This is a genomic window from Desulfovibrio sp. (assembly GCF_014803725.1).
Lineage (GTDB): Bacteria > Desulfobacterota > Desulfovibrionia > Desulfovibrionales > Desulfovibrionaceae > Desulfovibrio.
This window is the reverse complement of the sequence record NZ_JAAVBE010000027.1, coordinates 146,365-158,460: the sequence shown is the minus strand read 5'-3', so window position 1 is coordinate 158,460 and position 12,096 is coordinate 146,365. Positions and strand designations below refer to the sequence as shown.

The window sequence follows — 12,096 nt, the reverse complement described above, 5'->3', positions numbered from 1 at the left end:
GAAAAATTTCCTCGGTCGAGTACTTAAGTACACTCCCTTCGGAAATTTTTATCTTCCTTGCCAGCGCCGAAAAATCTTATTTTTTAGGATTCTTCCGGCACTAGCACCCGTCTTCCGCTGCGCTCCAGACGGATCTAAGGAAGATTTGTCAACCGCTCAGTATAACAAACCCTTCTACTTTCGCCCCCTCGGGGAATCGCAGGGCGGCGCCCGGCCTTATCCTACATTAAGCAGCGTTCGCCCCGCTGGCAAGGTGGCCACAGCCATCAGCCTCACCCCTCACGCGATGGCGGCGGCCTCAGCCCCGCGGCCTGAAATCCACGGGCACGCGCGCCTTCTGCCCCGCCTTGTTGCTGAACAGCAGATACCCGTTTTCCAGCCCGAAAAGGTAGAGGCGCCGCGTGAGCTCCACATCCTTGCGGCAATAGGCAGCGATGTCCTCGAGGCGCCCTTCCTTCCACCATTTGAGGGCCTGGAGGCCGTCCGCGCTCTTGGGCTCGCCCAGGGTGGCCTCGCCGAGATTGCCCAGCGAAACGCGGTAGCCCAGGCGCTCGTGGATGCGCAGGAGCAGGTCGAGGCTCGGCAGGGCGCGCAGGTCCGCGCCATGGGGGAAGGAGGCCGGCGCATAGGGCGCCAGCACCGCATAGTCGAAGCGCACGCTGTTGAAGCCCACCACCAGCGCGGCGCCGGAAAGCCGCTCGAACAGCCCCGCGAGCTCCTCCTGGCGAAAGGCGTGGCAGGCGTCGTCCCGGCTGTCATAGAGCACGGCCACGCTCACGCCCATCTTGCGCGCAAGGCCCCAGCCGCCCACCTCGGCGGCGGAACGCCGCGTCTCCACGTCAACCACCACATAGGGCTCCGGCGGTAGGAGTCCCGTGGGTGCGGACGCCCCCGGCGCTTTTGGAGCCGGAGTGTCGGGTATCTCCACCCTGAGAGAAATGCCCACATCGGCGCGCGCTCCCGCCACCGCGTCCCGCGGCGGTAAAACGAACTCCGGCGCCAGCCTGTCCGGCGCCGGGGTCATGCGCAGGCTTTCCGCCAGCTTTTCCCCTTCGTCGCCGGGCGCCAGCAGTTCCTCCAGCAGGGCCAGCGCGCCCTCCTTACTGATGGGGCGGTTGCCCGAGCCGCACTTGGGGGAATGCACGCAGGAGGGGCAGCCGTCCAGGCAGGGGCAGGCGGCCACAGCGCGGCGCACGGCCGCAAGCAGGGCGCCCGCGTCGGCAAACGCCTCGCGCGTGAGCCCTGCCCCCCCGGGCAGGCCGTCATAGATAAAGACGGCGGCGTGGCCCAGTTGCGGATGCAGCGGGATGGAGATGCCGCCGAAATCGTTGCGGTCGGCCATGACGAGCAGCGGCAACAGCCCGATGGCCGCATGCTCCAGCGCGTGGATGGAGCCCATGAAGTGCAGGAAGCGCGCCTCCAGCGAGGTGCGCACGGGCTCGGGGATGACATACCAGAAGCCTTCGGTCTCGAAGACCTGCGGCGGCACGTCCAGCGGCACCACGGTGAGCAGGCGGTTGCCGTTGGCCGCGCGTTTTTCGTAGCCGGTGATGCGCTCGGTGATCCTGAGGCGCCCGCGGCAGACGAGGCAGCGCCCGAAGGCGCGGCGCCCGGTCTCCTCCAGAATGTCCGTGCTCTTCTGGCCGCGCGAGCGCGTGAACCACGAGGGCCGCGCGGGCTCCACGAGGATGCGGCCGCGGCCCGCGTCCAGCTCCTTCACCACATAGCTGCGGCCCCGATGCAGATAGACGGCGCCGGGATGCGTCTCGCGCCAGGCGCGGAAGCCGTCCACCGTGCCGATGACCGCGCCCCCGGTATCCTCGATGACCATGCTCTGCCCGGCGCCGCGCAGGTCCACATGGCGCTGCGGCCTTTTGCGCGCGGCGAGCCACTGGCCCCCGTCGGCGGACTGGAGCAGCAGCCCCGCGTCGCGCAAGGCCGCGAGGGCCCTGAGGCCGCCGGGCTGGTTGAGCCACGGGTCCTGCGCGGTGAGGGGGATCTCGGCTGCGGCGCACTCGAGGTGTCGCGCCACGATGACCTCGTTGTCCGGGTTGACCACGGCGCGCTCGGGTGGCCGGTTGAAAAAATCCTCGGGATTGCGCACGAAGTACTGGTCAAGGGCATCCTCCCCGGCCACGAGGATGACCGCCGATTCCTGCTGCGCCCGGCCCACGCGGCCGCCGCGCTGCAAGGTCTGCATGACCGTGCCGGGATAGCCCACGAGAATGCAGACATCGAGGCCGCCAATGTCGATGCCCAGCTCCAGCGCGCTCGTGCTGACCACGGCCAGCAGCTCGCCCGAGGCCATACGCGCCTCGATGGCCCGGCGCTCCTCGGGCAGGAAGCCCGCGCGGTAGGACGAGATGCGGTCCTTGTACGCGCCGGCCTGCGAGCCGGCCCACAGGCTGACGAGCTCGGTCATGCGCCGCGAGCGGCAATAGACGATGGTGCGCAGGTTGCGGGCGAGCGCCGCCTTGAGCAGGTCGATGGCGGCTGTGGAAGGGCTTTGTTCCGGGTCGAGAAAGACAAAGTGCCTGGGGCCGCGCGGCGCGCCGGACTGGGTGATGACCACCGGAGCCCCGTCCGGGCTCGCCGGGGCGCTGTCGTCCTCTTCCGCGGCTGCCGCCCCCATGAGCCCGGCCGCGAGCTCGCCGGGATTGCCCACCGTGGCCGTGCAGAACACATAGGTCGGCCTGGCGCCGTAGCGCGCCGCCACGCGGTTGAGGCGCCGGAACACCTGCGCCATGTGGCTCCCGAAGACGCCCCGGTAGGTGTGGGCCTCGTCCACCACCACATGTGTGAGGCCGGCGAAGAAGACGGCCCATTGCTCGTGATGCGGCAGCATGGCGAGGTGCAGCATCTCCGGGTTGCTGATGAGCACCGTGGGCGGGTCGCGGCGGATCTTGCGGCGGAAGTGGTCGCTGGTGTCGCCGTCATAGAGCGCCGCCGTGGGGCGCGCGTCTTCCGGCCAGGCGGCCGCGAGGCCGTTGAGCGCGGCGAGCTGGTCCTGCGCCAGCGCCTTGAGCGGAAAGAGATAGAGCGCCCGCGCGTCCGGGTCGAGCAGGTGACGCTCCAGCACGGGGAGATTATAAATGAGGCTCTTGCCGCTGGCCGTGGGCGTGGCCACCACCACGGAATGCCCGGCGCGGATATGGTCCGTGGCGAGGGCCTGGTGGGAATAGAGCCGGATGCCGCGCTCCCCGAGCAGGCGCGCGACCGCAGCGGGCCAGGGCCGGCGGTTCTCCGCGTAGTCCGCCTCGCAGGCGGCTTCGACGCGGTGATATGTCACCTGCCGGCCGAGCCGGGGCGAGGCAAGCAGGGCCGCGATATATTCGCCCACGCGGCCCTGTGACGGCGGCGCGCCCCCCTCCTCAGGCATGGGCGCCTGCCTCCGGCCCCAAATGCCGGATGACGCGCGCGGGCGCGCCAGCGGCCAGGGTGCGCGGCGGGATGTCCCTCGTGACCACGCTGCCCGCGCCCACGATGGCCCCCTCGCCGATGGTCACGCCCTTGAGGACGATGCACTGCATGCCGAGCCACGCATGGTCGCCGATGGTCACGGGCGCGTCGCGCTCCATGCCGGGCTCGGTGGCGCGCGCCTCGGGGGGCCAGGGCGCGTGGAAATCCGAATCCACGATGACGCAATTGGGCGCCACGAGCACCCCGCGCCCCACGCGCACGGCCGTGGAACGCGCGGTGATGGAGGTGCCGCTGAGTTCGCTCCCCTCGCCGATGTCGATGGAGGCCCAGGGCCCGAAAACGCGCAGCCGCACCGGCCACGCGAGGCAGGCGGCCGTGGCCCGCCGCCAGGAGGAAATGAGGTGCACGCCGGCGCCGATGCGGATCCTGCCCCCGGGCCAGCGCAAAAGACCCACCGGCCCGTGCGCCGTGACGCCGCGCCCGAGCTCCACCCCCAGAAGGCGCGCCTTGAGCCGGAGGCGCAGGGTGCCGAAGCCGACGCCCAAAACGCGCATGGCCTCGAGGCTCGCCCATGAGGCCACATTGGCCGGCGTGAGGCCGCGCTCAAGCGCTTTGCGTAGCATATCCATAGCCGCAATCTAGCGTGAAGGCGCGTCAGGGTAAAGGGAGGCCTGGCGGGAAAAACGAAAGATGCCGCGCATGGCGGCATCCTCCGAAAATCATCCCCGGCGAAAATCATCCCCGGCGAACGTCATTCCCGGGCAAAAGGGGCGTCGGGCGCGCTATTGCGGCGCCGCATGATGGGCCGCGGCTTCCAGCGCGGGTTTCGCCTGGATGAGCTCGTACATCTTGTCGCTGATGGCCTGCAGATCCGGCTTGGCGAACTGCGCGTCCGCGCCCACGCTCTCGCACTTGCGCGCGAGCGACGTGGAGATGAGCGACGAGAACATGGCCACGGGCAGTTCTTTCAGGATGGCGTCTTCCTTGATGTAGCGGCAGAGCGTGAGCCCGTCGAGGTTGGGCATTTCGATGTCGGTGATGATGCCCTGCACGAGCTCGGTGACGGGCACGCCCTTTTCCTCGGCTTCCTGCTTGAACTGCTGGAGCATCTTCCATGCTTCCTCGCCGTCATTGGCCTGCGTCACCTCGAAGCGGCCCTCCTTCTTGAGCAGGTCGTTGACGAGGTGGCGGATGCTCACGGAGTCGTCGGCGTGGAGGATGTGGTACTTGCGCTCGAGGGCGGAATCGTCGCGCTCGTCCATGCGCACGGAGAGCGCCGGGTTCATGGCCGCCACGATGGCCTCGGCGTCGAGCACAAAGACCACGCGCCCCTCGAGGCGCACCACGGCGGTGATGGAGCCGCCGCTGATCTCGAGCAAAAGCGGCGTGGGCGCCTCAACCTGTTTCCAGCTGATGCGGTGGATGCGCGTCACGCCTGAAACGAGAAAGGCCGTGTGCGTCTTGTTGAACTCGGTGATGATGATGCGCGGGTCGTCGCTGACCACGCCGCCCTTGTTGAGGAACTTGCTGATGTCGATGAGCGGCACGATGCGCCCGTCACGGAAGGGGAAGGCGCCGAGCACCGAGGGGTGGGGCATCTGCGGCATGGCCGTGACCGGCTGGGAACGCGAGATCTCCACCACCTTGGAGACATTGATACCGTAGTAGCCGCGATAGCCGTCCGCCTCGTCGATGTAGAACTCGACCAGCTCCAGCTCGTTGGTGCCGACTTCCAGCAGGATCTGCGTCTGCGACATGGGCCTGTCCTCGTTTTTTCTGAACCATACCTGTTCGGCGGGCGACCTGCAATGCCCCAAGGCCCCCGCTTGCTGCCGGCCGGGAAGGCACGGCGCATGCCTGCCCCGCCCGGTTCATAGGCTCCTATCGGTGCATGTGTCAAAAGGATTAGGCCCCGCGCATGACAGAAGCGCGGCATGCGCGGTCAGTCCCCATCGTTACCCGCGGGCGCGGGCATGCGCCACTCGCCCGGCAGGGGCGCTGCGATCTCGGCCCGGTCGCCGAGCCAGGGATTGAAATAGCCGTACCGAAGCCACGGGCAGAGCTTGCGCAGCCTTTTCATGAAGGCCGCGAGGCCCATGGAGGCCGCGCCCTCGCCTGACACTTCCGCCGGGACGCCCCCGGACGAACCGGTCATCAGCTCCCGGTACCATTCCGGGTCGATATTGAGGTTGCGCCACTCGATCATGCTCACGCCGTTTTCGCCCACGAACTGCGCGAGCGCCGCGAGCTCGGCCTCGGTGTCGGTGATGCCCGGGAAATAGAGCAGGTTCAGCGCCACGAACACGCCATGCCGCCGCGCCGTGCGGACGGACTCGGCCACGTCCGCGAACGTGTAGTCCGTGGGACGGTAATAGCGGTGATACAGCTCGGGCCGGGCGCTGTTGAGGCTGACGCGCAGGCTCGTGAGGCCGGCTTCGGCAAGGCGCGCCACGGCCTCGGGCCGCGAGGCGTTGGTGTTGCAGTTGACCGTGCCGTGGCCCGTCCAGCGGGCGGGGTCGCCCGCGCCCCGGAAGAGGCGCACGCTTTCCACGAGGAGGTCGGCGTTCGTCAGCGGGTCACCCTCGCAGCCCTGCCCGAAGGAATAAATGGGCGTAGCCTTCTCCCGGCCGGCATGCACGGCCATGACCTCCGCGAGCTCTTCGGGCGTGGGCGTGAAGGCGAGGCGGCACTGGGGCGTCACGGCCACGGGCGAGTCCGCGCTGCGCGCGGAGATGCAGCCCACGCAGCGGGCATTGCACGCGCGCGCGCTCGGGAGCGGCGCCTCATAGCGCCCGAGGGCGAAATTGCGCGCCGCCGGGCAGGCATAGCGGCGCACGCAGTTGTCGATGATGTGCCGGATGAGCCGGTTCTTGGGATAGTCGCGCAACAGGGCCTCGGCCCCGCGCTCGATGCGGCCCGGCCTGATGTGCCGGAACTGCTGGCGCGGGTCATCGTCCACCTTGCGGGCGCAGACCCAGAAGCGGCCCCGGGCGAAGCCCACCGCGCCATACGCGAAGAGCGGCAGCAGGGGGGCGCCCTCCTCCGTCACATAGGCCGGGTGCGCGGAAAGGGTGTGCGCGGGCGCGGCGAAGGCTGCCACCGCGAAGCCGTCCACCGCTTCCATGGCGCCGCTTTCAGGGTCAAGGCCCACGGCGCGCCGCCCCGGCAGCAGGAAGAGCTCGCTCTCCTCCGGGAGCGGTATGAGCTCGTCCGGGCGGGGCAGGCCCCACTGGGCGCCGCGGCGGCAGACCATGAGCAGCCCGGGCTCGTCCACCACATTGCCCTTGGCGTCGGCCATGACCAGACGCGGGGAAAGCCCCATACTTCCTCCTTGCCCCGCACGGGCCAAGCGTATATAAGCGGAGCCACGTGCCGGCGCACGGCCCTTGCAAGCGAGGTTGCGTATGTTCTCCGCCCTGCTGTTCATCTTTTTCTGCTTTTTCGGCATCCTGGCGGCGCTCTTCTACCTGCACAAAAGGCAGGAACAGGCGTGGCAGCTTCTGCGCGACGAGCACGCCCAGTTGCGCGTCCTTACGCGCGCGCTGGAATCGCGGCTGGAATATCTCGCCACCGTGTGCCTCGACCCGGAGCAGGCGCACAAGTCCCAGGATCGCGCCGCAGAGGGGCATGAACCGGGACAGGCGGCTCCCTATCCCCCCCTTGACGAGACGCCGGCCGGCCCCTCGGGCACCGACCCGCTCCTGCGCCTGAGCTTCGAGGAGCCGGAAACGCCCCGCGCCCCGGCGCCCGGCGAAAACGGGCACGACCCCGCGCTCGAGCTCCGCTTCGCGCCCGGCGAGGAGGAGCCCCGCCGCTGACGCCGCCTCAGGCGCGGGCCGAAGCGCCGGCCGGGCCTTCGGCGCCAGCGCCGAAACGCCCCCGCGCCGCATCGAGATAGGCCTGCTTGAGCTCCGGCTGCGGCACTTCGTTGGCCCAGAGCAGATAGGGCACGCTCAGACAGTCGCGGCGCACCGCCGCCGCCCGCTCCCGGCGCGCCGCCACCAGTCCTTCCGCGTCCTGCATCCAGAGGTCGCAGAGCCTGTCGGTGAATTCCTGCGCCCTGTGGCGCGCGCGGTGCTTCGCATTCACCTCGGCGAGCGCGGTCTCGCCGATATAGCGCGCAAGCTCGGGCCGCTCCAGCAAAAAGCGGATGCGGTAAAGCGCGTCGCCCGCATCGTCCGGCGCATAGCCCACAAGGTGCTCGCCGTCCACAAAGAGCTTTTCCATGCCGTGCCCGATGCGCGGCGTCACGAGGCAGCCGCCGCAGCCCATGGCCTCGAAAACGCGAAAGTTCAGGTCGCCGTGCTCGCACTGGTTGAGGAGCACGCGTCCGCGCGGGAAGAGCGCGCGGTAATCGCCCCGGGTGACGTGCAGCCCGGGCAGGCCCTGGCCAACCTGCTCCAGAAAGGCGGCGCGGCGCGGCATGGTCTCCGGGTTCACATTGCCCACGAAGAGGCAGTCCCACTCCTTCGCAATCTCGGGGCGGGGGCGGTCTTCCTCCCAGGCGAAGGGCGGCGACCACCACACGCGCTCCGCCGGAAGATACGGCCCGGCGAAGCGTTCCAGATGGGCGCCGAGCGAGACCAGGCAGGCGTCAAAGGCCTGGGCGTAATGCGGCTCCCACGAATGGATGTGCGAATCCACGGCATAAAAAACCGTGAGGCAGGGGAAATCCTCCACGCCGAGCACGAAGGGCGCACGGCTCTTGTCCGCCACCACGACCACGTCGGGCGTGAAGCCCGCGAGCCTGACGAGGTCGTCCCAGCCGTAGACCCGGGGCTCCTCAAAATTGTGGAAGGCCACGTCCTGCCAGCCGCAGTCCTTGAGGGAGGAGCAGAAGAAGGGGCTGCCGATCCAGAGAAGTCGTTGCATGTGTCTCCCGCCGCGGTTGCCATCGTGGACAAGATTGCATACTATTTTCAGGATACTGTTCACGGCCGGCGGCGTCAAGGCGCCACGCCTTCCGCGCGCCTTAGGGCAGGCCGGCCGCATCCCGCAGGAACGCCATGCGCCGCCCCTTGCGTCTCCTCTTCCGCGTCGTCCTTGTGGCGCTCCTCGGGCTCTCCCTGCTCATGGGCGCGGCCTGGTGGTTCCTCCAGCGCGACCCCGGGGGCCTGATCAACCGCTATCTCGGCGAGGCCGCGCGCAGCCACGGGCTTGACTTCAGCATGGGCGCGGTGGACGTGAGCCTTTGGCCCTCCCCGGCCGTGGCCGTGAGCAATGTGCGCGTGGAGCGCGCGGATGTCACGCTCTCGGCGGCCTATCTCACCGTGCGCCCCGACCTGTTCGCCCTGTTGCGCGGGACTTTTTCGCCATGGAGCGTCGCCCTCGTGCGCCCGAGGCTGGAGGCGCGCCTGGACAGCCCCTTAGGCGAGCCCGGGGAGCTTGCCGGGCGGCTGCGGGCGCTCCTCGGCGGCGGGGATGGCGAGGCGCCGGCGCCCCCGTTGGGCTTTCTGGACGGGAGCTGCCGCCTCGAGATCACCCAGGGGCGCGCGCGCCTCACGGGCGCCGACGGGGCGGGCCTTTCCCTGCGCGGCCTCCAGTGCCGGCTCAAGCTGGCGCCCCCGGGCGAGGCCGAGGGCACGCTCCAGTTCGCGAGCCTGCGCTACTTCGCGCAGGACGAGACGGTGGCGAGCCTCGAGCGCTTCCGCCTGGAGGGTGAGAGCGACCTTGTGGCGCCGCTCAGCGCCACGCCGGGCCTGAAGCTCGGCGCCACCCTCCACGCCGCGGCCTGGCCCGGGCCTGTGCGCGCCACGCTGGCCTTCCAGGGGCAGCCCGGCGGCTGGAACGGGAGCTTCGCGCTCGATTCCGACCTCTTGCTGGGCAGCGCCGCGAACGAGATCATCCCGCTCACCATCCAGGGCACTGCCGCCATGGCCACGGGCGCCCGCGACATGGACCTGCGCGGCGTCAACTTCGCCCTCGGGGCGGACAGTGGACGCCTCGACGGCACCTTGCGCCTGCCCGGGAGCGCCGGGGGCCCGGCCCTCAAGGGCAGCCTGCTCTTGCACCGCGCGAGCCTCACCCAGTGGCTCGGCTTTGCGCGCAACCTCGCGCCGGGCCTGCAACTGGCCCTCGACAACGTGACCGAGGCAAGCGTCGACTTCGAGCTTGACGGCGAAGGCCTCAAGGCGCCGCGCATCTCGGCCGTCTGCGCGGGCGCGCGCTTCACGGGCAGCGGCGGCGTGCCCTCGTGGCAGGCGCCGGAGGTGGTGCTCGACCTGGCCTCACAAAACGTCAATCTCGGCCTCGCCCTGCCCGAAGCCGTGGCCAACCCGCCGGAAAACGTCAACTTTTTCCACCCGCCGCTCACGCCCATGCCCGGCGAACCGCTCAAGCCCGGCGAAACCGGCATCGACTACGACATCCGGCTCGCGGCGGAAACGGTGCGCTACGGCCCCCTGACCATCACGGGCGCGAAGACGCGCATCTACCCGGGCAAGCTGGACAAGAACGGCCTTGAAGACGTGCTCATCGAGGCCGAGGCCGCGCTCTATGGCGGCAGCTTCCGCGGCCAGTGCATCCTCGGAGGGAGCCGCGCGACCCCCTATGCCATCACGGCGCAGGTGCGCGGGGTCAACGGCGCGCCGCTCGCCAAAGACATGCCGGTGCTGCCCTTCCGCAGCGGGCGCTTCCGCGCCGACGCCAATGTGCAGAGCCAGGGGCGCGAGCTCGACCTCTTCCTCTCCAAATTGCGCGGAAGCCTCAGCGTGCGCGGCGAGCAGGGGGCCCTTGCCGGCGTGGCCGCGGGGGCGCTGGCCTTTTCCCGGCTGGAGGCGGACATCGCCCTGCGCTCCGGCGTGTGGCGCGCAAAGCGCCTTGGTCTCGACGGGGCGTGGAAGCTCAGGCTGGAAAATGCCAACCTCGACGGCACTGCGGAACTTGACGGCAGGCTCTGGTTCGGCGCCACCGAGGCGGGCGCGGGCATGGAATTCCAGAAGATCCCGGGGAGCGGGAGCCTCAGGCTCGGGCCGGAACTCTGCGGCATTGACCAGGGCCTGCGCGCCACATGGCGGGCCGCGCTCGGCTGCCAGAGCGCGCGCAAGCGCCTCACCGCGGCCGGCCTGCATCTTGAGGCGCTGGCGTCTACCATCACGGGCGAGCTCAACTTCGAGGGCGCGGGGCCGTCCGTGCAGGGCCGCATCGACGCCAAATGCCCCGACCTCGCCCGCACCCTGCGCCTCATGGGCATGGCGTCGCCCAGGCTGCCGCAGGCGCTGCGCAGCCTCTCCTTCACGGCGGAGCTCACGGCGAAGCCCGAATCACTGGGCCTTGCCAAGCTCAACGCCAAAACGCCGCAACTCGCCGCCACGGGCTCCCTCAGCCTCGGCCGGCGCAAGGGGCGCCCGCTCGTGGAGTTCGCCCTCGCCTCGGAAGCCGTGGACCTGGAAGAGCTCGCCGGCCCGGACAAGCCCGCAGCCAAGGGCGCCACAAAGGCGCAGGCCCGCGGCGCCCCGTGGGAATTCCCCATCCTGCGCGACTTTGACGCCAGGGGGGAGCTCAAGGTGCGCGACCTCTCGGGCTGGCGCTTCCACTTGAAGGACATGGTGATGCCCGTGGCGCTTGAGGCCGGGCGCCTCACCCTCGGGCCCGGCAAGGGCCGTTTTTACGGCGCCACGCTCCACAGCCGGAGCACCGTGGATTTTCGCAAGGCCATGGCCTTTGACACGAGCCTCGCGGTCACGGCCTTCGACCTTGGCGCCGCGGCCCGCGACCGCAAGGTGGAGGCCGTGCTCACCGGGCAGGCCAGCCTCGAGGCGGCCCTGCGCGCCAAGGATCTTGGCCCCGGGCGCCTCCCCGCGGCGCTCAGCGGCGACTGGAGCTTCAGCGTCCGCAACGGCTCCTACCAGTCGCGCGGGAAAAACGGCGAACTCAAGGGCGAGCCCACGCGCTTCACCGTCGCCTCGGCCTCGGGCACCGTGCGCGACGGCGTGGCGCAAAGCAGGGACCTGCGCATCCAGGGGCCCACGCTCACCACCACGGGGAGCGGCAGCCTCAATCTCGTGAGCAGGACACTCGACTGCAACTTCACCGTCAACATGAAGGGCCTGCCGGAAATCCCGCTGCGGGTTTACGGCAGCGTGGACAAGCCCAAGACCTCGATAGGCGCGGGCAAGCTCATCCTCAACACCATCACCGGCATCACCACGGGCTTCGTGGACATCCTCGGCGGCATCGTGGAAGGCACCTGGAAGCTCTTTCGCTGAGCGGCCTAGGGCTTGATGTAGGCGAAGCCCTCGCGCTGGAGGCGCACAACCTCCACAAGGCCCGCGGGCACCACCTGGCAGCCGGGCCAGAGGCGCTCGTGCGCGATGCCGTTCTCGGCAAGGGCATTGGCGCAGATCTTGAAGCGCACGCCGCGCTGCATGAGCTCGGCGGTCTTGGCGCGCAGCGCGTCAAATTCGCCGCCCTCGGCCGCGAACAGCGGCGCACCTCCGCCATTGGCGACCACATCCAACTGGAAGCTCTCGCCGGGAAGGCCGTTGAGATAGTTTTCGGCATTGCGGAGCACCAGGGCGAGGATGGCCGGGTCCCTGGCGTCAAGGTGCAGGCAGACATCGTAGTTCATGGCTCCTCCTTAAAAAGCGTGCCCGCAAGTGGGCAGTTGCGACACGAAAGACACGGCAGATTAACAGAGGCCCGCGCCACTGCCAAGCCCGCGCCCGCCAGCAGCGC

Annotated in this window: 8 protein-coding genes; 2 read left to right on the top strand and 6 right to left on the bottom strand. The window is 69.6% G+C overall.

All coding sequences use genetic code 11. The features are described from left to right. Positions 1-298: 298 nt before the first annotated feature. The 4 genes from HDR50_RS10340 to HDR50_RS10325 form a co-directional block, all read right to left on the bottom strand. The gene (locus HDR50_RS10340) at positions 299-3,379 is read right to left on the bottom strand and encodes a DEAD/DEAH box helicase (protein WP_291358043.1); all 3,081 of its coding nucleotides are present in this window, start codon (positions 3,377-3,379) and stop codon (positions 299-301) included. After that, positions 3,372-4,049, bottom strand: a complete 678-nt coding sequence (locus HDR50_RS10335; RefSeq protein WP_291358042.1) for an acyltransferase — start codon at positions 4,047-4,049, stop codon at positions 3,372-3,374. Before HDR50_RS10335 ends, HDR50_RS10340 begins: the two co-directional genes overlap by 8 nt. Positions 4,050-4,202: 153 nt before the next feature. Further along, positions 4,203-5,177: a chemotaxis protein gene (locus tag HDR50_RS10330; protein ID WP_291358041.1), complete on the bottom strand. Its 975-nt coding sequence runs from the start codon at positions 5,175-5,177 to the stop codon at positions 4,203-4,205. 185 nt (positions 5,178-5,362) lie between these two features. Next, a complete protein-coding gene (locus HDR50_RS10325) occupies positions 5,363-6,742 on the bottom strand; it encodes a radical SAM protein (protein ID WP_291358040.1) in 1,380 nt (459 codons plus the stop codon). 82 nt (positions 6,743-6,824) lie between these two features. On the opposite strand from HDR50_RS10325, the gene HDR50_RS10320 reads away from it, so the two are divergent. After that, positions 6,825-7,238 (top strand): hypothetical protein, encoded by a 414-nt coding sequence (locus HDR50_RS10320; RefSeq protein ID WP_291358039.1) that lies wholly within the window; start codon positions 6,825-6,827, stop codon positions 7,236-7,238. A 7-nt stretch (positions 7,239-7,245) separates the two neighbouring features. Here HDR50_RS10320 and HDR50_RS10315 read toward each other — a convergent pair whose 3' ends face one another. Then, positions 7,246-8,292, bottom strand: coding sequence for a glycosyltransferase (locus HDR50_RS10315; RefSeq protein ID WP_291358038.1), 1,047 nt, complete (start codon positions 8,290-8,292; stop codon positions 7,246-7,248). Positions 8,293-8,426: 134 nt separating this feature from the next. Between HDR50_RS10315 and HDR50_RS10310 the strand changes: the two genes are divergently transcribed. After that, positions 8,427-11,627: an AsmA-like C-terminal region-containing protein gene (locus HDR50_RS10310; RefSeq protein WP_291358037.1), complete on the top strand. Its 3,201-nt coding sequence runs from the start codon at positions 8,427-8,429 to the stop codon at positions 11,625-11,627. Between the two features lie 5 nt (positions 11,628-11,632). Here the strand turns inward: HDR50_RS10310 and HDR50_RS10305 are convergent, their stop codons facing one another. Next, positions 11,633-11,989 carry a DsrE family protein gene (locus tag HDR50_RS10305; protein WP_291358036.1) on the bottom strand — a complete coding sequence of 119 codons (357 nt, stop codon included), beginning with the start codon at positions 11,987-11,989 and terminating at the stop codon, positions 11,633-11,635. Positions 11,990-12,096 lie beyond the last annotated feature (107 nt).